This window comes from Aphanizomenon sp. UHCC 0183 (genome assembly GCF_009712065.1).
In the GTDB taxonomy this organism is placed as follows: Bacteria; Cyanobacteriota; Cyanobacteriia; order Cyanobacteriales; family Nostocaceae; genus Dolichospermum; species Dolichospermum heterosporum.
In genome coordinates this window covers 37,900-59,537 of sequence record NZ_VILC01000005.1, presented here as the reverse complement: position 1 = coordinate 59,537, position 21,638 = coordinate 37,900, and the positions used below count along the sequence as shown (strand labels likewise).

The 21,638-nt window shown below is 38.4% G+C and carries 25 protein-coding genes and 1 pseudogene; 15 read left to right on the top strand and 11 right to left on the bottom strand.

The window, feature by feature from the left end; genetic code table 11:
• Positions 1–56: 56 nt before the first annotated feature.
• Both FJR37_RS02670 and FJR37_RS02665 read right to left on the bottom strand, forming a co-directional pair.
• Positions 57–440, bottom strand: coding sequence for a hypothetical protein (locus FJR37_RS02670; protein WP_168465220.1), 384 nt, complete (start codon positions 438–440; stop codon positions 57–59).
• A complete protein-coding gene (locus FJR37_RS02665) occupies positions 437–979 on the bottom strand; it encodes a hypothetical protein (RefSeq protein ID WP_168465219.1) in 543 nt (180 codons plus the stop codon). The genes FJR37_RS02670 and FJR37_RS02665 overlap by 4 nt, the downstream gene beginning before the upstream one ends.
• A 39-nt stretch (positions 980–1,018) precedes the next feature.
• Here FJR37_RS02665 and FJR37_RS26755 point away from each other — a divergent pair, with 39 nt between their 5' ends.
• Complete coding sequence (locus FJR37_RS26755) at positions 1,019–1,183, top strand: HAD hydrolase-like protein (RefSeq protein WP_168465218.1); 165 nt, start codon at positions 1,019–1,021, stop codon at positions 1,181–1,183.
• Positions 1,184–1,250: 67 nt separating this feature from the next.
• On the opposite strand, the gene FJR37_RS02655 is transcribed toward FJR37_RS26755, so the two are convergent.
• The 3 genes from FJR37_RS02655 to FJR37_RS02645 form a co-directional block, all read right to left on the bottom strand.
• A complete protein-coding gene (locus FJR37_RS02655; protein WP_168465217.1) occupies positions 1,251–1,565 on the bottom strand; it encodes a type II toxin-antitoxin system RelE/ParE family toxin in 315 nt (104 codons plus the stop codon).
• Positions 1,562–1,828, bottom strand: coding sequence for a prevent-host-death family protein (locus tag FJR37_RS02650; protein ID WP_168465216.1), 267 nt, complete (start codon positions 1,826–1,828; stop codon positions 1,562–1,564). Before FJR37_RS02650 ends, FJR37_RS02655 begins: the two co-directional genes overlap by 4 nt.
• Before the next feature lie 194 nt (positions 1,829–2,022).
• Positions 2,023–2,385, bottom strand: coding sequence for a four-helix bundle copper-binding protein (locus FJR37_RS02645; protein WP_168465215.1), 363 nt, complete (start codon positions 2,383–2,385; stop codon positions 2,023–2,025).
• Positions 2,386–3,506: 1,121 nt separating this feature from the next.
• Between FJR37_RS02645 and FJR37_RS02635 the strand changes: the two genes are divergently transcribed.
• From FJR37_RS02635 to FJR37_RS27550, 5 genes are all read left to right on the top strand, one after another.
• Entirely contained in the window at positions 3,507–4,850 is a 1,344-nt protein-coding gene (locus FJR37_RS02635; RefSeq protein ID WP_168465214.1) for an LLM class flavin-dependent oxidoreductase, read from the top strand.
• A gap of 226 nt (positions 4,851–5,076) precedes the next feature.
• Positions 5,077–6,465: an LLM class flavin-dependent oxidoreductase gene (locus FJR37_RS02630; protein ID WP_217355163.1), complete on the top strand. Its 1,389-nt coding sequence runs from the start codon at positions 5,077–5,079 to the stop codon at positions 6,463–6,465.
• Positions 6,466–6,740: 275 nt separating this feature from the next.
• On the top strand, positions 6,741–8,279 hold the full coding sequence (locus tag FJR37_RS02625) for an amidohydrolase family protein (RefSeq protein WP_168465213.1): 1,539 nt from the start codon (positions 6,741–6,743) through the stop codon (positions 8,277–8,279).
• Positions 8,280–8,618: 339 nt separating this feature from the next.
• Entirely contained in the window at positions 8,619–9,038 is a 420-nt protein-coding gene (locus tag FJR37_RS26750) for a PHB depolymerase family esterase (protein WP_254434487.1), read from the top strand.
• 497 nt (positions 9,039–9,535) lie between these two features.
• Positions 9,536–10,600 carry an aldo/keto reductase gene (locus tag FJR37_RS27550; protein WP_168465212.1) on the top strand — a complete coding sequence of 355 codons (1,065 nt, stop codon included), beginning with the start codon at positions 9,536–9,538 and terminating at the stop codon, positions 10,598–10,600.
• Between the two features lie 70 nt (positions 10,601–10,670).
• On the opposite strand, the gene FJR37_RS02610 is transcribed toward FJR37_RS27550, so the two are convergent.
• From FJR37_RS02610 to FJR37_RS02600, 3 genes are read right to left on the bottom strand one after another with little or no spacing between them, the layout of a single operon-like run.
• Positions 10,671–11,069, bottom strand: coding sequence for a type II toxin-antitoxin system HigA family antitoxin (locus FJR37_RS02610; protein ID WP_168465211.1), 399 nt, complete (start codon positions 11,067–11,069; stop codon positions 10,671–10,673).
• Between the two features lie 12 nt (positions 11,070–11,081).
• Positions 11,082–11,348 carry a type II toxin-antitoxin system HigB family toxin gene (locus FJR37_RS02605; RefSeq protein WP_168465210.1) on the bottom strand — a complete coding sequence of 89 codons (267 nt, stop codon included), beginning with the start codon at positions 11,346–11,348 and terminating at the stop codon, positions 11,082–11,084.
• Between the two features lie 8 nt (positions 11,349–11,356).
• Positions 11,357–11,683, bottom strand: coding sequence for a helix-turn-helix domain-containing protein (locus FJR37_RS02600; RefSeq protein ID WP_254434486.1), 327 nt, complete (start codon positions 11,681–11,683; stop codon positions 11,357–11,359).
• Positions 11,684–11,772: 89 nt separating this feature from the next.
• Here FJR37_RS02600 and FJR37_RS02595 point away from each other — a divergent pair, with 89 nt between their 5' ends.
• The gene (locus FJR37_RS02595) at positions 11,773–12,759 is read left to right on the top strand and encodes a site-specific DNA-methyltransferase (RefSeq protein ID WP_052150051.1); all 987 of its coding nucleotides are present in this window, start codon (positions 11,773–11,775) and stop codon (positions 12,757–12,759) included.
• A gap of 38 nt (positions 12,760–12,797) precedes the next feature.
• Here FJR37_RS02595 and FJR37_RS02590 read toward each other — a convergent pair whose 3' ends face one another.
• The gene (locus FJR37_RS02590; protein ID WP_039203910.1) at positions 12,798–13,610 is read right to left on the bottom strand and encodes a helix-turn-helix domain-containing protein; all 813 of its coding nucleotides are present in this window, start codon (positions 13,608–13,610) and stop codon (positions 12,798–12,800) included.
• Between the two features lie 209 nt (positions 13,611–13,819).
• Entirely contained in the window at positions 13,820–14,599 is a 780-nt protein-coding gene (locus FJR37_RS02585; protein WP_039203909.1) for a sulfite exporter TauE/SafE family protein, read from the bottom strand.
• A gap of 244 nt (positions 14,600–14,843) precedes the next feature.
• On the opposite strand from FJR37_RS02585, the gene FJR37_RS02580 reads away from it, so the two are divergent.
• From FJR37_RS02580 to FJR37_RS02560, 5 genes are all read left to right on the top strand, one after another.
• Positions 14,844–15,515 (top strand): glutathione S-transferase family protein, encoded by a 672-nt coding sequence (locus FJR37_RS02580; protein ID WP_039203907.1) that lies wholly within the window; start codon positions 14,844–14,846, stop codon positions 15,513–15,515.
• A gap of 92 nt (positions 15,516–15,607) precedes the next feature.
• Positions 15,608–16,567 carry a sulfurtransferase gene (locus tag FJR37_RS02575; RefSeq protein ID WP_168465209.1) on the top strand — a complete coding sequence of 320 codons (960 nt, stop codon included), beginning with the start codon at positions 15,608–15,610 and terminating at the stop codon, positions 16,565–16,567.
• Positions 16,568–16,691: 124 nt separating this feature from the next.
• Entirely contained in the window at positions 16,692–16,847 is a 156-nt protein-coding gene (locus tag FJR37_RS02570; protein WP_168465208.1) for a hypothetical protein, read from the top strand.
• A 100-nt stretch (positions 16,848–16,947) separates the two neighbouring features.
• A complete protein-coding gene (locus tag FJR37_RS02565) occupies positions 16,948–17,904 on the top strand; it encodes a formylglycine-generating enzyme family protein (protein ID WP_081981521.1) in 957 nt (318 codons plus the stop codon).
• A 185-nt stretch (positions 17,905–18,089) separates the two neighbouring features.
• Positions 18,090–18,968, top strand: a complete 879-nt coding sequence (locus FJR37_RS02560) for a bile acid:sodium symporter family protein (RefSeq protein WP_039203904.1) — start codon at positions 18,090–18,092, stop codon at positions 18,966–18,968.
• Here FJR37_RS02560 and FJR37_RS26745 read toward each other — a convergent pair.
• Positions 18,965–19,105 (bottom strand): annotated as a pseudogene (locus FJR37_RS26745) (flagellar motor protein); the annotation flags it as partial. The gene FJR37_RS02560 and the pseudogene FJR37_RS26745 sit on opposite strands and share 4 nt — an antisense overlap.
• A gap of 501 nt (positions 19,106–19,606) precedes the next feature.
• Here FJR37_RS26745 and larE point away from each other — a divergent pair.
• From larE to FJR37_RS02540, 3 genes are all read left to right on the top strand, one after another.
• Positions 19,607–20,431: an ATP-dependent sacrificial sulfur transferase LarE gene (gene larE, locus FJR37_RS02550; protein WP_039203902.1), complete on the top strand. Its 825-nt coding sequence runs from the start codon at positions 19,607–19,609 to the stop codon at positions 20,429–20,431.
• A gap of 460 nt (positions 20,432–20,891) precedes the next feature.
• Positions 20,892–21,188 (top strand): GIY-YIG nuclease family protein, encoded by a 297-nt coding sequence (locus tag FJR37_RS02545; protein WP_217355162.1) that lies wholly within the window; start codon positions 20,892–20,894, stop codon positions 21,186–21,188.
• 167 nt (positions 21,189–21,355) lie between these two features.
• On the top strand, positions 21,356–21,628 hold the full coding sequence (locus FJR37_RS02540) for a hypothetical protein (RefSeq protein ID WP_235335329.1): 273 nt from the start codon (positions 21,356–21,358) through the stop codon (positions 21,626–21,628).
• The last annotated feature ends 10 nt before the right edge of the window (positions 21,629–21,638 follow it).

Sequence of the window (21,638 nt, the reverse complement as noted above, 5' to 3'; positions counted from 1 at the left end):
AAACGCTGCTGTAAGCAGATCGCTCTCATGATATCATCTTTAGTAACGACTAATTACTAGCTAAAAATCTGAAGTTTAGCTTCATCAAATACCACACCTCGACGGGCAAAATATTTATGAATGTTGATTTGTACAAATAAATCTTTGAGTTCTTCCGCAATTTCAAGTGGCGGATTTCCTGATAAAGCAACTGCAATTAAATGTTCTGCACTGTGAATTTCTCCACAGTCAATTGCTAGGGTTGCGGCACTACGATACAATATTGAACGAGTTGGTTCTGCTGCTAAATTATTTGTGATTAATTCTGCTGCTAATCTTTCTTTTTCAAATGCTTGTCGGGATAATTGGGAAGCTAAATCTAAGTTATTTCTAAGTTTAGCAACTTGTGCCATTTCGGCTAAATCCATAGCTTGTTGATGTAACTCTTGAATCTGACTCATTTTTTTACTATGAACGCTAAAGGATTACTAAATTCAACTACTACGATGTAAGCTGGGAGTGTGCCATCTGTGGGGCTGACTTGCTCAAGCTTCTGTTTAATTCTAGCTTTTATTCGGCTGTCGTCGCCTTTACGAATGCCGGAAACTTCCAACCGCACTGCATTTTGAAATGGGAGTTCATTGTTATCACCTTTTTTACCTAACCAATAATCAAATCCTGTTCCTCTGCGAGAGCGCTCGATAACTGTATAGTCTGTAAGTTCTTGTATAATTAAGAAAGCGATTCCATAAGCTGCCTGTTCTGTAGTATATTCGCTATCGTTCCAACAGCGTAGCATTTGGTCTGTTACCTCTTGCCAATATAGTTTAAAAACAGCGGTAAACTCTCCTTTGACTGTGAGTTCTATACCCTGAATATAACCTTGATTGTTTAAACAAACAGCACAGGCTTCGGCTAATGTTGCACCAAAGGCTGGAGTAATAGCTGGTAATCCTTGTTCAAGTTTAGTGATTACCAATTCTTTCGAGTTTGAATTCATCAGTTAATGAATATTTTAATTGTAATATCTTAAACTAAAGTGCGATGTCTACGCTCTCATGATATCATCGGAGCTAAGAAAAATAATATTGCTACAATTGGTGTGACTTATGGCTATGGAAGCAGGGAAGAATTGGAAACTCACAAAGCTGATTTAATTGCTGATTTTCCAGATGAGATTGCTACATTACTACCTTTGAGTTGATCGCTCAACTCTGATCACTATTAAAAGCGATACTTACAGAAAATTATGCTATAGCTAATAAAAATCATTATGACTCTTCACTTAAATAAGATTGGCGACTATGACGAACATGAAGAATGGCAATAACATTTTCTTCGACTACAAATAAAACTCGATATCTTCTTTGTTTTCCAATCCAGAGTTGACGAACTTCACCACCAATTACTTTTGCTTCTGGTGCTATCATACAGCGACTAGGAAATTTTTTTAATGATGCTATAGCATCTTCAAGTTCGTAGTACCAATTGTTTGCTACTTCAGGACTCAGATTATCGCACATCCAACGATAAGCAGTTTCGATTTCTTGAAAAGCTGTAGGTTGAATAATAACTTGGTAATTCATGAGCGAGGAGGAATATTAAATTTGTTTTTTAGGGTTGCTAATGCTTGATCGGCTGGTATTCCTTCACCTTGCTTAAATTCATCTAGTCCTTTACAAATACCTACTATTGTTTCTAAGTAATCAATTCGTTCTAAGAGTTCTTGATATGTGCTTAGAGGCTGTTTTGGGGTTGTTTTCAGTGATTGTAAAAAACTCAGCAGATCCTCTAGAAGTTCGTTGGGGGTGTTGTCAATTTCTTGTAAGAGTAATTCTTTGATAGTCATTACAGTTAACTGTGAAGATTGATATTTCTATTATAGTGATATCTTTGCTCTGACTGTGTAAGGAATATGGTAAGCGCTCGATAACTGTATAGAAAGTGTCAGACATTGAACAAAAAGCCACAAACGCCCAGACTGATTATAGCCTAAGCGTTTGACCATTGGGTCGCAGATAAACTTCTGCAAGTAAAAAATAATTAAACAGGCATCATTTGCATGGATCTACACGATTCTGCACATTTACGACAAGCAGCAGCACATTCCATCATTTTGCTATCATCGCTCATTTTTTCGCAGGTTATTGCACAACGATCGCACATTTCTGCACATAACATACAAGTGCGATCGCTGAACTCAGAACCAGCCATCATCATATTTGTACACATCATGCACATTTCTGCACAATCTCGCAGCATTGTCATCATGGTTATATCCATGTACTTACCACCTTTAGTCATACAGTAAGTCATAGTTTCCATGCACATTTTATGACATTCCATGCAAGCGTTCACGCATATTTGCATTTCATTAGTCATAGATTTAGTCATCACCATCATCATACTAAATACTCCTTGATTTTTTGATATGTATCTTCAGTCCTGAGCCGGACTAATTACAACGCTAATTCAATTTTTTTTAAAATCAATAGGAGATGCAACCCTGAATTAAAATTGATAATTCCGATAGAATTACCGGAGTTTGTGTAGCATTCCTAGATAAATTAATGATATTTTTTTGATGAAGTTCTGATTAAATAAGGTTTACAAACTTTATTTTAAATTTTATGATTTAGTAAAGTTATCAGCTTTTCAATTAGATATATCTATCCATATTGACTTATTACAAAAAATTAATATTATTATTTCTTAATATAAGACGAAAAACAGCGTTAATTTTTTCTATAAAAGCAGAAATTATTAACTTTTACTAATACACTTCTGCCTTTTTTCTCTCTATCTTATTGCTGATTATCAAGATAGAGAATTTTCTAAATCAGTTTGCAAATCTAGATAATGTTCAATTCCTACTGACAACCTGACCAAATTATCCTTAAGAGACTTCCAAATAAAAAAATGTCCCAAAACTGATGCAGAAATTCTCTCTCTGTGTACTCTGTGCCTCTGTGGTTCGTTTCTTAGGATAATTTATTTCTTGGAAGTCTCTAATACCCCTTTTAAGTCTTTCTGTTTCTGGAAGTGAACCATGAGTCATTTTGCTGGGATAGCAAAGAAGTGATTCAACACCTCCCAAACTCTACTGTATTTGCACTCAGTAGTTACGTAGTGCAATTGAACTATACGTTGTATTCAAATTGAGCGACCTGCTTGCAGCAGCGTTTCGCTATCGCACACCCTGCACACTTTAGAGCCATCAAATACTTAGAATATCTAACAATTAGCTGCTAACAAATTTAGTTAATCAATTTTTTCTTAAAAGGTACTTGCTTTTTCATGAGAGTTGTGAGATTCTACTATTAATGTACGATAAATCAGTCGAGATACAGTAGTTTATTAATAACCCACCACTAACGCTAATGCGTACAGCTATGGCTAAGGAGTTGAAAAAGCTTTGCTAACAACTAAATATGCAGCAGTTACAATGGCATAGCTGACAACTGCTATCCCAGAAAATCATTATCATCCTATATTCATTTAGTAAAAAATATTACTTGGAGTCTAATATGAGCAAACAACAAAAACAACTGAGACTAGGTGCATTTTTACCCGGTGCAGGTCAGCACGTTGCAGCTTGGAGACATCCCCAAGCACAAAGTAATGGCGCTCTCAACTTTGAGCATTATAAACAGATAGCCCAGACAGCCGAGCGCGGTAAATTCGACGCATTTTTTCTCGCCGACGGTTTAGCCTTGCAACAACGCCGTGGTGCGGAAGGACGCACAGCCTTCGGTGGGGACTTTGAACCTGTCACCCTATTTTCAGCTTTGTCTGCGGTGACAGAAAAAATTGGTTTTATCGCCACTGCCTCTACCACTTATGAAGACCCGTATATTCTCGCACGCAAATTTGCTTCCTTAGATCATATTTCTGGAGGAAGAGCAGGCTGGAATGTAGTCACAACTGGTAGTAGTGAAACAGCCGGTAATTTCGGTTTGGAAAACCATCCTATTCACGCAGATCGCTATATTCGCGCCCATGAATTTATTGATGTAGTCAAAGGTTTGTGGGATAGTTGGGAAGACGACGCTTTTGTTCGTGATCAGGAAACAGCTTTTTACTACGACCCTAATAAAATACATGAACTGAACCATAAAGGTAGATTCTTCTCCGTGCGCGGACCATTGAATATTGCCCGTCCGCCCCAAGGTTATCCTGTAATTGTCCAAGCAGGTTCTTCTGAAGATGGAAAAGAACTGGCTGGTAGAACCGCCGAAGTTATATTTACTGCTCAACAAACTCTAGAAGATGCTCAAGCCTTCTATGCAGATGTTAAAGGTAGATTAGCAAAATATGGCCGCACACCAGACGAACTCAAAGTTATGCCCGGTGTCTTTCCCGTAGTTGGCATTACAGAGGCAGAAGCAAAAGCCAAGTATCAAGAACTGCAAGATTTAATTCATCCCCAGGTTGGTTTGGCTTTATTACAAGGACTTATAGGCACGGATCTTTCCTCTTATCCCCTTGATGAACCACTGCCAGATTTACCAGAAACCAATGATAACAAAAGCCGCCAAGCATTATTAATTGATATTGCTCGTAAACACAATTTTACCATTCGTGAGCTTTATCAATGGATTGCGGGAGCGCGTGGTCACTGGACAATTATTGGTACACCTGTGCAGATTGCAGATCAACTGGAAAGCTGGTTTGTCAATGATGCTGCTGATGGCTTCAACATTATGCCTCCTTATCTTCCTGGTGGACTAGATGATTTTGTTGACTTGGTAATTCCTGAATTACAACGGCGGGGCTTATTTCGTACTGAGTATGAAGGAACAACTCTGCGTGAAAATCTGGGTTTATCTCGTCCAGTTAATCAATATCAAAAGGTATTAGCAGCAGTTTAAATAATTTTTTTTCTCACGCAGAGGCGCAGAGACACAGAGACACAGAGAGTTCGGGATATAGAATTTTTAACTTTCAGTTGCGGATTTGGGATTGCAATTACACCATACAAAGATAAAAATATATGAGCGCAAAACGTCAGTTTCGATTAGGTGCATTTAAGTAGGTGAACAGAAAAATTTAAAGGTATATAACGGTATGTAAAGTTGTCTCAATGCGAGATTCTGATTGAGTTTCAGCCATTTTACAAAACGCAATACCCCTCATTTTTATTTTGTTCACCTACTTATTCAAGCTACTGGTCATCATATTTCTGCTTGGCGACACCCCAATACACAAATAGATGCAGGTTTGAATTTTGAGCATTACAAGGAAATTACTCAAACTGCGGAACGGGGGTTATTTGATGCTGTTTTTTTAGCAGATAGTCCAGGAATTTGGGGTGGTTCTCCTGAAACTCAAAGTCGTAATGGGAAAATAGCTCATTTTGAGCCTGTTACTTTATTTTCTGCTTTATCCTCCGTTACCAAAAACATCGGTTTTATTTCCACTGCTTCCACTACCTACGAAGATCCTTACACATTGGCACGGAAGTTTGCTTCCCTAGACCATTTAAGTAACGGCCGTGCAGGATGGAATGTAGTCACCACAGGTAATGAAAATGCGGCGGCTAATTTCGGACTGGAACATCATCCAGAACACAGCCAACGTTATGAACGGGCTGAAGAGTTTGTACAAGTGGTGCAAGGATTGTGGGATAGTTGGGAGGATGATGCCTTTATCAAAGATAGAGAATCTGGTGTTTATTTCGATGCCGACAAACTGCACACATTGAATCACAAGGGCAAACATTTTTCTGTTAGGGGTCCGTTAAATGTTAGCCGTCCACCCCAAGGTTATCCAGTTATTGTTCAAGCTGGTGCTTCTGAACCAGGCAGAGATTTAGCCGCCCGTACTGCCGAGGTAATTTTTACAGCTAATCAAACTTTAGCCGATGCTCAGGAATTTTACGCGGATGTTAAAGGGCGGTTGGCGAAATATGGACGTTCTCCAGACGATCTTAAAATCATGCCTGGTGCTTTTCCCATCATAGGGCGAACGGAAGAAGAAGCTCAGGAAAAATATGAGTTTTTGCAATCTTTAATTCATCCCGATGTAGCTTGGGGCATTCTCAAAAATTATTACAAAGGCGTGGATTTATCACAATACTCTTTTGATGATTTAGCACCGGAATTGCCTAGTGATACTAACAATAATAAGAGTCGCTTGAAGCTGGTAAGTGATCTAGCTACTCGTGGTACTCTCACACTACGCCAATTGTATCTATCTTTGGCGACTGCACGGGGTCATCGTACCATTTTGGGTACTCCTGAAACTATTGCTGATCAATTAGAAGAATGGTTTATCAATGGTGCGGCGGATGGTTTTAATATTATGCCACCGATCCTACCTACAGGGTTGGATGAGTTTGTGAATTTAGTCGTTCCTGTTCTGCAAAAACGCGGACTCTTTCGTACTGAATACGAGGGTAGCACCTTGCGTGAAAACCTTGGTTTACGTCGTCCAGTTAATCGTTTTGCTATTAAACAACAGGAAAAAACATTGGCATTTGCGTAAACAAAAAAAGTCTGGTGCGTCAGTCGAAATTTTGTTCACAATAAACAATTTATCGTATCTGACGCACCCTACAAGAGACCGTCAGCACAGACGTTAAAAGCCTACCGGAGTCTATGCAGACTATCGGAAAGTTAGGCTTGTCCAAAAGGCAAGAATCTCACGTTTAAAACTCAAGTCAAAATCAGCAACACTCCCACAGATTCCCGATTTTTTGAAAATTCATAACTTTTAGAAGTCAGGGATCTAAATTGTCCTGTAACTTTTCTAAGGAAAATATGACTAAATATAGCAAATTGAAAAGCTCTCCCTCCGCCGCAGTCAGAGCCAATCTTGATTATCCTGTCATTGATACTGATGTTCACACTAATGACTTTACTCCTGCCCTTGAGGATTATATTGCTCACTACGGCGGTGTGAAGCTGGTAGATGAATTACGTAAGGCTGAATCTTCCCGTCTCAATTCCAAGACTGAAGGTAAAGACTGGTATCAACAAACTCCAGAAGAACGTCAGAACAACCGCACAATTCGCTCCCCTTGGTGGGCTAGAGTAACTCGTAATACCTTAGATTTAGCTACCTATACCCTCCCGGCATTACTCTATGAACGGCAAGCAGAGCAAGGCTCAGACTATTCTGTACTATTTCCTAATAATGCCTTAGCTGCGGCTGGTGCAAGTAAAGAGAATCGTCAATTATTGCAACGGGCGATTAATCACTATCATGCTGATATTTACCGCCCATATAGCGATCGCTTGACTGTAGTAGCTGGTATCCCCATGACTACTCCCCAAGAAGCGATTGAAGAGTTAGAATTTGCGGTAAATACACTAGGTTTGAAAGTTGCAAATATTCCTGGTGGTGTGAAACGTCCAATTAAGGCGATCGCTGATAAATACCCAGCCGAGCAATTTCCTGAAATCGGCAAATATGCTTCTTACATTGACTTTTACGGTCTGGACAGCGAATACGACTATGATCCCTTCTGGGCTAAAGCCGTTGAATTAGGTGTACCCATCACCACCCATTATGGTAGCCAAGGATGGACAGGACGTTCCTCCATCAGTAACTACATGAACAACCATATCGGTCACTTTGGTGATGGTTCACAAGCATTTGCGAAAGCATTGTTCTTTGGTGGTGTAACTAGAAGATTCCCACAATTGCGTGTTGGTATGTTAGAAGGTGGTGCAGATTGGGGCGCTCACGTCTACATTCATTTGGTAGATCGTTTCTCCAAAAGGAGTTTAGAAGGATTGCAAAACTACAATCCAGACCTCACTAACGCTGATGAGTTGTTCGAGTTGTTTGCAGAGTATGGTAGAGAAATTACTCAAGGATATTCTCTCAGCAAAGAAGAGTTAACCAAGAGTGTATTGGGTTCTTCCTTCAACCGTCATAGCCGTTCACCCGTGGGTAGTGAATTGGAAGATTTTGGTGCAGCAGGTATTCAGTCAATTGAAGATATCCGCGATCGCTGGGTGAACAGTTTCTTCTTTGGTTCTGAGTCCGATGATCGTACCATTGCAGCCGCATTCAATGACAAAGCCAACCCATTGGGAGTCAAGCTTAACGCCATTTACTCCTCCGATGTTGGTCACTGGGATGTACCCGATCTCACCGCACCTTTAGCTGAAAGCTGGGATTTGGTCAGAGAAGGCGTGATTTCCGAAGATGACTTCAAGGCTTATGTATTCGGCAATCCTTATAAATTCTACACCCAAGCTAACCCTGATTTCTTCAAAGGTACAGCAGTAGAATCCAAACTACCTAAAACCGAATCTCAACCAGTAGAAAAGGAATTAGTAGCTGTGTAAATGACCTTGTAAACCACTAGGGTAGAGACGTTCCATGGAACGCCTCTACATCAATAGATAATGAAGAAAACGAACCACAGAGGCACAGAGGACACGGAGAAATTAAGAAGAGAGAAGATTAGATCGTAGACGTTCCACTTACAGCAAATTGTCATCAAACCTGGAACAAGAACCCCACCCCCAACCCCCTCCCCGCAAGCGATGAGGGGGCTAAGATGTACCTCATAAGATTGGAAATCGCTGTAACTTCTTTACAAGGCTTCTGGAAAATGTAGATTTAATTTTCACCAGATGTTTATTGTCAGGTATTTGCGAACCCACATTTGAGGATTTAAAACTATGTCAGTTGAAAAAAGATCCCACGACACCAGCAATAGTTCATTACCTTATATTTTCTCCCCTGCTAACACCAATAAACCCGCCCCTCTAGTATTATTTCTGCATGGAGCAAAAGACAGAGGAACAGATATTAATGTTTTACTAAAATGGGGTTTCCCTCTTTTCGTAGATTCATCAGCATCCTTACCCTACGTCTTTGTTGCTCCTCAACTTCCTGAAGGACAAACTTGGGTAGATAGAGCCGAAGATGTAATTGCTTTACTTGATCATATCATTGCCACCCATTCCATAGATCCATCCCGTGTGATCATATCTGGATTCAGCTTAGGCACTGCTGGAGCTTGGCATATCGCCGCTTCCTATCCTGGACGCTTTGCTGGTTTGGTAGCTATATCAGGTCGTGTATACCCCAAACATTAGAAGCAACCCAACTAGCTGCACTCAAAGAAATTTCCATCCAAATATTCCAAGGTGCAAAAGACGAAAAACTTTCAATTGAGGGTACACAAAATGTTGTTGATACCCTACGCGAAGCAGGAACAAAAGTAGATTTTACTATATTGCCTCAAGGCGATCATTTTATTGCTGATGAAGTTTACAGTAACCCAACATTGCAACAATGGCTAGTTTCACAAAGTAGTCGCCAGCCGGCTGTAGTAAGTTGAATCAGAGAATTGTAAGAGCAACACCCTTATACCAAATATTATATGAGGCTGCACAGAATTATGAAATCAATAAATTTATCCCTCTTTATCTGTGTTCATCTGCGTTTATCTGCGGTCAATTATTATTGATATCTTATTTTATGCAGCTTCAAATTAATTTGGTACATATATTTAGACCATACTCTTGCATCTCTATTTCTCCGTGCCTGGAGCGCCTCTGCGTGAGATAAAAATTCTACAACTAACATTTCTATGACATTATTACCAACCACCAAACTCGGTCAAACCGGACTCACCGTTTCCCGACTCGTTCTCGGGACAATGACCTTCGGACTACAAACCGATGAAGAAACTTCTATAAAAATCCTCGATACCGCAGCCGAAGCTGGAATCAACTTTCTCGATACAGCCGATGTTTATCCCCTTGGTGGTGGATTACCCACTGCTGGACGAACAGAGGAAATTATTGGCCGCTGGTTAAAAGGTAAACGCGAACATTTTATTGTTGCCACTAAAGCCGTCGGTAAAGTTGGTCCTGCACCTTGGGACCAGGGATCTTCACGCAAACATATCTTAGATGCTATTGATGCTTCCCTCAGACGACTGGGAACTGATTATGTTGACCTGTATCAATTGCATTCTGATGATGCTTCAACTCCTCTGGATGAAACCCTAGAAGCTCTGGATACAATAGTTCATGCTGGTAAAGTCCGCTATATCGGAGTTTCCAATTTCTTAGCTTACCGACTAGCCCGCGCTTTAGGTCGTGCAGATGTGCGTCATCTGACTCGTTTTGTTTCCATTCAACCCCGCTATAATCTCTTATTCCGGGAAATTGAGCGAGAATTATTACCCCTAGCGCAAGAAGAAGGACAGGCTGTAATTCCCTACAATCCTTTAGCAGGTGGACTGCTGACAGGTAAACATAATCTGACTGAAGGACCCACCACAGGTACTCGTTTTACATTGGGTGCAGCCGCAGAACGTTATCAGGAGCGTTATTGGCATGACCGTGAGTTCCTCAAAAATGCACCTATCTTAATCTTAGATGAAGCAACTTCTAGCCTTGATTCCATTACCGAAAAAGCGATTCAAGATACTTTAGACACAGCAATGAATGGAAAAACTGTCATTGTAGTAGCTCATCGTTTATCTACTATCGCTCATTTAGACCGGATTTTGGTGTTTGATCATGGTTGCATTATTGAAGATGGTACTCACGCCAAACTATTGGCTAAGGGTGGAGCTTATTACAGATTATGGCAAATGCAAGCTGGTGGATTTTTACCACAGGAACAAGCCTTAATTAATAAATAACTAATGCCAATTACAAATTACCAGCTTCAACTAGACAGATTAGAGCAACTAATAATAGCGAGTTTTACTATTAAATAAACAATGCTGGAGAAACATTAAAAAATTCTCCTAAAGCTTTTGCTTGAGCTTTACTAATTGCTCTTTTACTATTTACAACTTCAGAAACCACACCTTTAGAACCAATAATTCCTACTAAATCAGATTGTTTAATTCCCCTTGCATCCATTAAATGTTCTAGCATTGCATGGGGTGATGATGGTTCGATAGGGTAGTGTTTAGTTTCAAATTCTTCAATGAGAGTGACTAACAATTGTAGAATCGCAGTTTGTTCTGGTGTACGTTGTTGATCAGCCATTAATTTTTCCACAGTTTCTAATGCTTGATCATATTCTGCTTCGGTTGTGATGACTTTGGGTTGATATTCTACTAATAATTTACTGTAGGTGGTTTTATCTAAGGAAATAGTCATGATTAACTCCTGTTAAAAGAAAGGATCATTTTTCCATTTTTCTTTATCATACTCAGCATGGGTTAAAAAATATTTGTAGTAGACTGTTTGGATGGCATAATCAATACTAACAATTAAACGATAAGAATTACCTTTGATGTTGAATACAATAAAATTGCCTACTGCATCTGCTGTGGGGTTAAGAGATAGATCGCTTATTCTATTTTCCCATAAAGTTTTAAAATGGCGATCGCTCATCTTGTTGCTTGAGTTAAGAAACACAAACCAACACATTTTCATGATTTCTTTTACTTCACACCTGAAATAACCTTGCCAATATCTTGAGGAGTTGCAGCAGTGGCTAAAATTGCCCGAACCAATAATTCAATTGAAACTGAAGCATCGCCATTTTCAGCTTTAGCAATTCGAGGTTGGCTGGAGCTAATTTTAGTAGCAAGTTCACTTTGAGTCATCAATTTTTGGCGACGTTCCTTCAAGTTTTTACTGAGAGCTAGTTTAATTTCCACAAAGATACTTTCTTCGGTTGTTAACTCCAAAAAATCGGAAACTGTGCCAATTTTCCAGCCTTTAGATTCTAAACGTTCTTTCTTAGCTTCATCCATCACATTACTCATAACTCTTTACAAAGACTAATATAAAAAATATATCTCTTGGGTACTGTAGTATTGTATATTTATATAACTAACTCTTAGTGCGTCTGACAATGATTCTTCCAAATCCACTATATACTACAGACTGCGGTGCAGCTTATCTTGGTGATTCCCTTCAATTGCTAGATCAACTAGAATCTGACTCAATAGATTTAGTGCTAACATCACCACCTTTTGCCTTGCAACGTCAGAAGACTTATGGCAACGTAGAGCAGGAAGATTATGTTGATTGGTTGCTTGAGTTTTCTAAAAAAGTTTATCGGGTTCTGAATTCAACTGGTAGTTTCGTACTTGATTTAGGTGGAGCTTATGAAAGTAAACGTCCAGTTCGGTCTCTCTATAACTATCGAGTGTTAATTAAACTTTGTGATGAATTGGGATTTAGGCTGGCTGAAGAATTTTTTTGGTATAACCCAGCTAAACTACCTTCACCAATTGAGTGGGTTAATAAGCGAAAAATTCGGGCAAAGGACTCTGTAAATACCGTCTGGTGGCTCTCAAAAACTGATCATCCTAAAGCAAATGTTAGTAATGTTTTAGTGCCTTACTCTGAGCGAATGAAGAAACTACAGGCAAATCCTCAAAAATACTATACACCGAAAGAAAGACCTTCAGGTCATGATATTAGTAAGAATTTTGCTACTGATAACGGTGGTGCTATACCATCAAATTTGTTAGAAATTGCAAATACTGAAAGTAACTCTAGTTATCTTCAATTATGTAAATCTATTTCTATACCTCCTCATCCAGCCAGATTTCCTCAAAAGTTGCCCATGTTTTTCATTAAATTTTTGACTGATACTGGAGATAAAGTTCTAGATATATTTGCAGGATCAAATACTACAGGTTTTGCCGCTGAACAGCTAGAAAGAAGTTGGATTGCTTTTGAAAAAGAGCCATCTTATTTAGCATCTTCAGCTTTTCGTTTTTTAGATAAATCTCAAAATTTGCAGGATACTATGACTCTTTATGAATCTCTTCTTGCTCAAAAACAATCAGTTTGTTTAACTACTTCAAAGCAATTATCTCTAAAATTATGAAGGTTATTTCAAAGTAGCAAATTTCCTTGAATTGTTTGTTAATTTTGTTTAGGATAAACTAACTCACCTTCTTTTTCTATTAAACTTAAAGCGATTTTAGGATTATTAATAGATTCCATTCCTCCACGTATTCTAGATTCCCAATAACTGAACTTAGTCTCAAGTGAAGTAGGGTCAACTCTGTATATAGCTTTTAACACTATTCCTTCATACACAGCAATGTACCAAGCTTTTACAGCACGATATTTAGCTAGGATATCAAGGTTAAGATGATGATTTGTAGTTACACTTTTACTTAAAAGTTTATTAATTGTTTTTAATTCATATTCATTTTGTTCGGCATCAATTGCATCATTTCCTTCACGTCCAGGAGATATCCGCAACCCAAGCAAGATTAAAACTTGAAGAACTTTTCCTCCATTGTCTTGAAAAACATCATTGATACCGTACTCGTTTGCCAGACTTTGTAATTCTTGAATAGCTTCAAGTGCTGTCTGTAATCGTTCTAAATCCGAACGCCGTTCTTTAGTTGTGTTAACTGGTTCGTCAACAGGTTCAACAAGAGAAGGAGGAACTGCCGGAGTTTGTAATTCAGTGAGAAAGTTTGTACTGATATCTGTTTGGGGTGTGACATTCATTAAGTATGGTACTGACACTTTAAGAGCTTCAGCAATATCTAAAATTGTTTCAAAAGATGGAGCGCGTTCACCTCGTTCTATATAGCTAATATGCTCAACGGATTTATAAATATGTTCTGCCAACTGCTCCTGTGTAATACCTCTTTCCTTACGAAGGGCTTGAACTCTATCACCAAAAAGTTGTTTAGCTTCTTTATATTTTTCAAAGCTCATAAAAATTAAAACGAACTAATAGTACGTCTCACATCTTATAAAGGGCATTCGCTAATAAGAACGAACTGAAAGTACGGTTTTTGCTAAAATTACCTCTTGGATAGCACTTTGCAGGACCAGGATTCATCTTGATTTTTCAATTTATTTCCTTAATTATTGTACCTAACCGTTACGCAAAGTGCTGTAAATAGCCGAAGATGTTATTAGTTTTAGCCCCGAATAAAAAAGTAAGTAGTCATACTAAAACCAACAACAATTACAAATATCCGCACAAAACGAGGATCTAATTTCCGTGCATAATGAGCGCACAAATAACCACCAAGAGAACCACCCACAGCCATTAAAATAGCCTGATGCCAAGCAATTAAACCAGCGAACATAAAAGGAAAAATAGCGATGCCGTTGATACAACTACCAAGAAAAGATTTAAAAGCATTCATGGTGTGAATATTTTTAATACCTAAAAAGCTTAAAGTTGCTAACATTAAAATTCCTAAACCTGCACCAAAGAAACCACCATAGATAGATATTGCTAATTGTGCAATCACGAGAATTAATAAAGGTGGAGATTGAGATTCTGATGATTTCTTGCTTTGAAATTGTAACCACATTTTCAAGGGTTCGCTAAATGTAAATATCAGCGTTGCTGAAAGTAATAGATAAGGAAGTAGCTGTTTAAACATATCCGCTGATGTATATAGCAAAATAACAGAGCCAATTCCCCCACCAATTAAACTGGTAATACATAGTATTAAAAGCTGTCGTCGTGGGATGTGTAAATTGTGACGATATGCTCCTGCACTGGCCATAGCTGCAATCCATAAAGCAGTATTATTTGTAGCATTGGCGGTAATTGGCGATATACCAGTAAATATCAAAGTGGGGAATGTAATAAAACTACCACCGCCCGCTACAGCATTAAGTGACCCGGCAATGAACGCGGTACTGAAGAGAAGCAAGCTATGGACAAGTGTTAAATTGTTGGGCATTTTGGCTCTAAATTTCGAGAAGAATGTTTGCTAAAAGACTTGTTTTTTAGTAAAAACTATGGAATACTCTTATTATACTACGTCAATTCGACCAATAAACCGTAGTTAAAGTCAAGTCCTGGTAGTTTACCAGTCAAAAAATGTAAATTGTAGGAGTGAAATTGCTTCACTTCTACGTTCCGCTGTCATGCAACTGGCAATTTTTGTAATTAACTAAAAATTCCCACAAATCCTAATCAACAAAATGAGTAACATTCAAATTTATTACACTAAAGGTTCTACGTTCTCCCAAAGAACTCGTGTAGTTTTACTGGAAAAAGGAATTGATTTTACACCAATTGAAATTGATTTACAGCACAAACCAGAAGGTTTTACGGATATTTCTCGCTATGGTAAAGTTCCAGCAATCAAGCATGGAGATGTAGAAATATATGAGTCTGCAATTATCAATGAATATTTAGAGGAAGTATTCCCCGAACCCGCTTTATTACCTCATGATCCTGCTCAAAAAGCAGTTGCGAGAATTTGGATTGACTATGCTAATACTCGTTTAGTCCCAGCCTTTAATAAATTGCTGCGTGGTAAAGATACACAGGAACAAGAACTGGGACGGAGAGAGTTTTTAGAGTCTCTTTTGTATATTGAGGAAGAAGGATTAGGTAAGCTATCTGGTAATTGTCCTTACTGGTTAGGGGAAAATTTGAGTTTAGTTGATATTAGTTTCTATCCTTGGTTTGAAAGATTACCAGTTTTAGAAAAGTTCCGTAATTTTAAACTGCCGTCAGAAACACCCCGTTTGCATCAATGGTGGGAGAATTTACGACAACGGGAATCCATTCAACAAGTTGCTAATCCTACAGAATTTTATGCAGAGAGATTTGCTAAAATTCTTGGTTTAACAGTCATAACGGCGTAAAATGCAGTTTTTGAAATTACTTTAATATTACTGTTAATTAAAGTAAGTTCACTAATAATGAATAGTTTGATTAAATACAAAGAAGGGTAAAAATGACGTTTAAAAGTTTCTCTTTCAAAAGTTTGAAAAAACCTAAGTTATTTGCTTTGGTGACAGTGTTTTTTGCCTTTGTAGTAAGTATTCCCTTATTACCTTTGCCAGTATTATCAGTTGATTCTCGCGCTAACATTCAGTTTGTTTCATCAAATTGGGTAGCTGAAAACACCAAAGATCCCAACCTCAGAATTTTAGATGTACGTAATTTTCCTCTCGACTATATAGAAGGACATCTTCCCAATGCTGTAAACATTGCTGATACGGCTTTTAGAGGTCCAAAAGAAGGATTACCAGTACAATATTGGGACAATCAAAAACTAGGGGAAATATTTGCCAATTCAGGAGTAACAAATAATAGTCGTGTACTCGTATATTCAGATGGTAGAGATGTTTTAGGTGCGACAATGGTTGCTTATTTACTAGAACGTTCTGGATTGAAAGATATTGCCGTATTAGATGGTGGTTATACTGGTTATAAAACTGATCAAGTTGTCACAAAAGAATTTCCTAAATACTCAGTCAGTAAATTCACAGTTCGGGATAAACCTTCAGTGCGTGTGAGTTTAAATGATGTGAGAAAATTTATTGGTAAGCCAGGAGTTACCTTTATTGATCCTAGACCAGAAAAATTGTTCCGGGGTGAAGAAAATATTTGGATACGCAATGGACATATTCCTGGTGCGCGGAATATTCCTTGGGTAACATTTACAGATGCTAAAAATCCTCACAAATTAAAGTCATTAGATGAGATTAAGAAAATTCTGGCAGATAAAAAGATTACTCCTGGAAACGACATTATTGTTTCTTGTAGTACAGGACGAGAAGCTACATTACAATATGTGGTTTTAAAGCATCTGCTTAATTATCCCAAAGTCAGAATTTATGAAGGTTCTTGGACAGAATATAGCACTCAAAAAGATTTACCAGTGGCTACAGGAGAGGAAAAACTAACTTAGAAAAACACAAGTTAAAAGTCTTTTCCAGTATTTCTGTCATGAACTCATAGTCTATGTTAACTCCTGCCTCCTTTCCCTTTGGGACGCTACGCGAACAAATTTTTGAAAAATAAATCCATGAGATATGCAAGTAATTTTGCTAATCACTGCTTCAATTTTCATCTTTAGTCCAGTATATGTATTTGCTGCTAATAATCTCGATCAAGATAACTTGGTCAGTTGTAGAAGTAGTAAAGACGAACCTCCCAGTGATTCTACAGGCGATCGCTCAGGAGCTTAGTTATCTATGGGATTATCCATCCAAGTAGTAGCTAATTCTACAGAACTTTATGTAGAGAGATTGGACAAAATTCTTGGTTTAAAAGTTTCAACAGCATAAAATGCAGTTCTTAATATTACTGCTGATTCAAGTATTTGCACTCATATCACTATTCACCAATTCATCCGTATTAGCAGTTACCGTTAATCCCTGTCCTCCAGGAATGATACTGATTTCTGGAGGCACATTCAAAATGGGAGCGGGTGATTCTGGTTTTGTGGAAGAGAGAACAGGAGAAAACGTCACAGTTAGCTCCTTCTGCATTGATAAATACGAGGTAACAAACGCCCAATTTGCTGAGTTTGTCAAAGCCACAAAGTATGTAACAGTTGCAGAACGACCTTTATCAAAAGAGCAGTTTCCCGACTTATCAGATAAAGAAAGATTACCCGGTTCTCTAGTTTTTCAAATGCCAAAACCAGGAGTTAAGCAAATTCAGCTTCTCAGTTGGTGGCATTGGACACCGGGTGCTAATTGGCGGCATCCCTTTGGCAGTGATAGCACAATTGTAGGTAAAGAAAACCATCCAGTTGTGCATATTGCTTACAAAGATGCCCTAGCCTACGCCCAATGGGCAGGAAAATCCCTACCAACAGAAGCACAGTGGGAATACGCTGCTCGTGGTGGCTTGAATGGGGCAACTTATACCTGGGGTAATCAATATTCTGCCAAAAAAGCTAATACTTGGCAGGGAATCTTTCCCTTTTTTAATACCAAAACTGACGGTTATGTAGGAACGGCAAAAGTAGGATCTTTTCCAGCCAATGGTTATGGACTTTACGACATGACCGGCAACGTTTGGGAATGTGGTGAAGTTGGTGCTGGTGGAAATGGGAAGTTATTCATTAATGATCAACAGGTAGCTGAGGGTCGAATTAAAAAAACTTTACCCTACCGTTTGGCTTTAAATGAAACTTTTGATGTCGGTCGAGATACAGGTACTCCGATTGTGGAAACCTATCAAGTACCCTTTGCATTCACAGGTAATTTACAGAAGCTTACTTTGAATTTGAAGTAATTGTTGTCTCACGCAGAGGCGCAGAGAGAAAGATTGAGAGGATATTTTAAAAGTCATACTCAATTATTTTCTTCTCTCTGTGTCCTCTGTGCCTCTGTGGTTCGTTAAGAAAAGAGTTTCAGGCTTAACAGAATCATATTGAATATTCCTTTCTTCTTTGCCTGTTGGCGCGAAATAAGAAATTTATGAACGAAATTATCCCCATTCTTGACAAAATTGCATTTTTGGCTTTTGTTGTTGCTACTATGTTTGGTACAGGTTTAAAGTTAACTTTACAACAGATTTGGCAACCTCTTCGTAATATCCGTTTGGTTTTTTTATCGCTATTAACAAATTTTGTTTTAGTGCCACTTTTTGTATATTTGCTGCTGCAAGTAATACCTGTTAATGAACCTGTGAAAGATGGTTTGATCATTATGGCATTAGCATCGGGTCCTCCAGCCTTACCTAAACTTGCCCAAATAGTTAAGGGTAATTTAGCTTTTTCTACAGGGTTAATGATGATGTTAATGTTCGGCACTGTTTTTTATATGCCGATTGTATTACCATTAGTTTTGCAAGGTGTAGAAGTCAATTCTTGGGATATTGCCAAACCTTTAATATTGATGATGATAACACCATTGGGAATTGGGTTATTAATTAAGGCAACATATCAAGATATCGCTTTAAATCTCCAAACAATTACTTTCAAGATATCTAACTTTGGATTGCTTTTAGGTTTAGGAGTGAGGTTGATAGTACACTTCAATGAAATTCTTGTTTTATTGAAAACTGGTGTGATCTTTGTTTGTGCTATTTTTATTATCTTCTCTTTTACTGTGGGTTATTTATTGGGTGGGCCTGGTATTGATACTCAAAGAGTTTTAGGAGTAGGAACTGCACAACGTAATTTTGCCGCAGCATTGTTAATAGGTACGAGCAATTTTGATGATCCTAATGTGATAAGTGTGATTATGGTGACAAGTTTATTAATGATGGTTGCAGTTCTAATTTTGGGTAAAAAGTTACCAGAATTAGATCAAGAACAGGGTGCGGGTGTGGAAATAAAGCAGCTTGAACTTTAGCTTAAACAGTGTTCTTGCACTTCTCCTAACCGTGTAAATCGGATTTCAATTCGTCGTTGGGTAACATCATCTTGACGCGCTGTTCCTGCAAATTGTTCATTTGGTAATATTAACTGTGCCGCAGAATAAGCGCGAAAGTATACTTTTTATTGATTATTAGTTAATACCAGTCAATAATTAAGCCTGTTAATCCCAATTTGCTAAGTAGTGAGACAGAATTAATTACACAATGTCATTGCGTTAGCGCAGCGTGGCGTTAGCCATATGGAACGAAGTGAAATGAAGCAATTCCAAGGGTTGTGATTGCTTCCCTTCCCTCGCAATGACTGTAAATATTTTTGTCCAATTACTTACAGGTTGGCGTAAATAGTATGACTATTAAAAGCTCTGAAAATTTGATTAGACGTAACTGTTCACACTCCCCTCCTATCTTTAACGAGAGATCAAGGGTTTCGATAATTTTAGAGGGGGGAGTGAATAAGAATAACTACAAATTTGGTATTAAAAACAATGAAACCCTTTATTTATATGGGTTATGGGGTAAATAAACTCATATTTGGCAGGAAGAACCGAAAATGATGAAGTCAATAATCAATGACTAAAATAGAAGTGATTAGGCGTTATGGGGTTTTAGTAGAATGAGTTGGACAGAAAAACTAGAGCAGTTAAAAGAGTTATTTACAGAAATGGATCAGGCTTTAATAGCCTATTCGGGGGGGGTTGACAGTACATTGGTGGCTAAGATTGCTTATGATGTGTTAGGCGATCGCGCTTTGGCTGTAACTGCGGTTTCTCCTTCTCTATTACCAGAAGAATTAGAAGACGCAAAAATTCAAGCCGCAACTATCGGAATATCTCATAAAATTGTCCGAACACAGGAAATGGACAACCCGAATTACACCTCTAACCCAGTCAATCGTTGTTATTTTTGCAAAAGTGAACTACACGACACCCTTAAACCTTTGGCTTTAGAGTTGGGTTATCCTTATGTAGTAGATGGTGTAAATGCAGACGATTTACATGATTATCGTCCGGGAATTCAAGCCGCAAAAGAAAGAGGTGCGCGATCGCCTTTAGCAGAAATTGGGGTGACTAAAGCCGAAGTTCGGCAAATTTCCCAACAATTAGGTTTATCTTGGTGGGATAAACCCGCTCAACCCTGTTTAAGTTCGCGCTTTCCCTACGGTGAAGAAATTACCATTGCTAAATTACAGCGAGTAGGTAGAGCCGAAATTTATTTGCGAAATTTAGGTTGGCAAAATTTACGAGTCCGTTCCGAAGGTGACACAGCCAGAATTGAATTATCACCAGATAAAATTAAAGATTTTGTCTCAACTACAGATTTACCAACTTTAGTATCCGCATTTCAAAATTGGGGATTTATCTATGTCACCTTAGATTTAGAAGGTTATCGTAGTGGTAAATTAAATCAGGTTTTACCTCAAATCGCTTTAACAAACTAAGTAGGTTGGCGTTGAAAATTGTCGTTATGGCAAGGCAAAAGGCAAGAGGCAAGAGTGAAGAGGGTTTGGGCGATTTTACGTTTCTTTACACAGTTTGGTTTTATTGTGTTCACCTACTTAGAGCTTATTCTTCTAAACTTGATGATTGTCAACTTTAGAAGAATTTCTCGCATATTCCCTAAAAACTGAAGATAATTGAAACAAGATTTTATCATTTTTTACTTTCGTAACTAACGTTAAACTGTGGAATAATTCTTGTGGAATTACCCTAATTGTTTTTATGTCCGCAAAAGAATCTGATCTAAAAATTCAGGCTCAAGTAATAAGTAGTGATACAGAATTAATTACACAATCTCATTGCGTAAGCGCAGCGTGGCGTTAGCCATATGGAACGAAGTGAAATGAAGCAATTCCAAGGGTTGTGATTGCTTCCCTTCGCTCGCAATGACTGTAAATATTTTTGTCCAATTACTTATTAGATGCAATAGCTTTTACTTCCTTTGAGCAATGTCAACCCTTAAACCGCAGGTTTGATAACATATCTCGAAGTCCTGGCATTTACGCTATTAGACACAAAACTGAAGGATTACTTTACATTGGTAAAGCACAAAATCTGCGTAGCCGTTTCAGTGGAGGTCACAAAGCTTTTTTATGGGCATGGCTAGATAAATATAGAGACGAAGATGTGCGTATTGCAGTACAAGCAATTTCTCATTGGGAAAATCCTGGGCTATTATTGGAATTAGGGCGTTGCTGAATTGGGGTATGATAGGGGGGAAGGTGCGATTCCTGCGGAGCGCTTCGCTATCGCTAACCAGGACAATAATTCCTATTATTTGGATAAGGAGTCCAACAACTTTACCCGCGCTAACGCGCTGCTCCGCTAACACCAAGCATTGAGGGGTGACAAAGGAGATAAAGAGATTGTTAGACAAGCATCACAGCCCTCAGACCCTGCTGATAAATGGGATCTTAACTGAGTCTATAGATCCTTTAACTGGCGAAACAAGATCACTTTTTCACCCTCGCAAACAGAAATGGTCAGAACATTTTACCTGGAGTCCTGACGGTACAAGAGTGGAAGGTATAACTGCTATCGGTCGCGCTACAATAATTAGGCTACGCATGAACAACCCAGTGATTATATTTGCTCGTAAACGGTGGGTAATAAGTGGTTGGCATCCTTCTAATGATTGATAGTATAAAA

Excerpts from the sequence above, each read along its gene's own strand:
- FJR37_RS02670 (WP_168465220.1), bottom strand. The coding sequence starts at position 440 with ATGAGTCAGATTCAAGAGTTACATCAACAAGCTATGGATTTAGCCGAA.
- FJR37_RS02665 (WP_168465219.1), bottom strand. The coding sequence starts at position 979 with ATGAATTCAAACTCGAAAGAATTGGTAATCACTAAACTTGAACAAGGA.
- FJR37_RS02655 (WP_168465217.1), bottom strand. The coding sequence starts at position 1,565 with ATGAATTACCAAGTTATTATTCAACCTACAGCTTTTCAAGAAATCGAA.
- FJR37_RS02650 (WP_168465216.1), bottom strand. The coding sequence starts at position 1,828 with ATGACTATCAAAGAATTACTCTTACAAGAAATTGACAACACCCCCAAC.
- FJR37_RS02645 (WP_168465215.1), bottom strand. The coding sequence starts at position 2,385 with ATGATGATGGTGATGACTAAATCTATGACTAATGAAATGCAAATATGC.
- FJR37_RS02635 (WP_168465214.1), top strand. The coding sequence starts at position 3,507 with ATGAGCAAACAACAAAAACAACTGAGACTAGGTGCATTTTTACCCGGT.
- FJR37_RS02625 (WP_168465213.1), top strand. The coding sequence starts at position 6,741 with ATGACTAAATATAGCAAATTGAAAAGCTCTCCCTCCGCCGCAGTCAGA.
- FJR37_RS26750 (WP_254434487.1), top strand. The coding sequence starts at position 8,619 with ATGTCAGTTGAAAAAAGATCCCACGACACCAGCAATAGTTCATTACCT.
- FJR37_RS27550 (WP_168465212.1), top strand. The coding sequence starts at position 9,536 with ATGACATTATTACCAACCACCAAACTCGGTCAAACCGGACTCACCGTT.
- FJR37_RS02610 (WP_168465211.1), bottom strand. The coding sequence starts at position 11,069 with ATGACTATTTCCTTAGATAAAACCACCTACAGTAAATTATTAGTAGAA.
- FJR37_RS02605 (WP_168465210.1), bottom strand. The coding sequence starts at position 11,348 with ATGAAAATGTGTTGGTTTGTGTTTCTTAACTCAAGCAACAAGATGAGC.
- FJR37_RS02600 (WP_254434486.1), bottom strand. The coding sequence starts at position 11,683 with ATGAGTAATGTGATGGATGAAGCTAAGAAAGAACGTTTAGAATCTAAA.
- FJR37_RS02595 (WP_052150051.1), top strand. The coding sequence starts at position 11,773 with ATGATTCTTCCAAATCCACTATATACTACAGACTGCGGTGCAGCTTAT.
- FJR37_RS02590 (WP_039203910.1), bottom strand. The coding sequence starts at position 13,610 with ATGAGCTTTGAAAAATATAAAGAAGCTAAACAACTTTTTGGTGATAGA.
- FJR37_RS02585 (WP_039203909.1), bottom strand. The coding sequence starts at position 14,599 with ATGCCCAACAATTTAACACTTGTCCATAGCTTGCTTCTCTTCAGTACC.
- FJR37_RS02580 (WP_039203907.1), top strand. The coding sequence starts at position 14,844 with ATGAGTAACATTCAAATTTATTACACTAAAGGTTCTACGTTCTCCCAA.
- FJR37_RS02575 (WP_168465209.1), top strand. The coding sequence starts at position 15,608 with ATGACGTTTAAAAGTTTCTCTTTCAAAAGTTTGAAAAAACCTAAGTTA.
- FJR37_RS02570 (WP_168465208.1), top strand. The coding sequence starts at position 16,692 with ATGCAAGTAATTTTGCTAATCACTGCTTCAATTTTCATCTTTAGTCCA.
- FJR37_RS02565 (WP_081981521.1), top strand. The coding sequence starts at position 16,948 with ATGCAGTTCTTAATATTACTGCTGATTCAAGTATTTGCACTCATATCA.
- FJR37_RS02560 (WP_039203904.1), top strand. The coding sequence starts at position 18,090 with ATGAACGAAATTATCCCCATTCTTGACAAAATTGCATTTTTGGCTTTT.
- larE (WP_039203902.1), top strand. The coding sequence starts at position 19,607 with ATGAGTTGGACAGAAAAACTAGAGCAGTTAAAAGAGTTATTTACAGAA.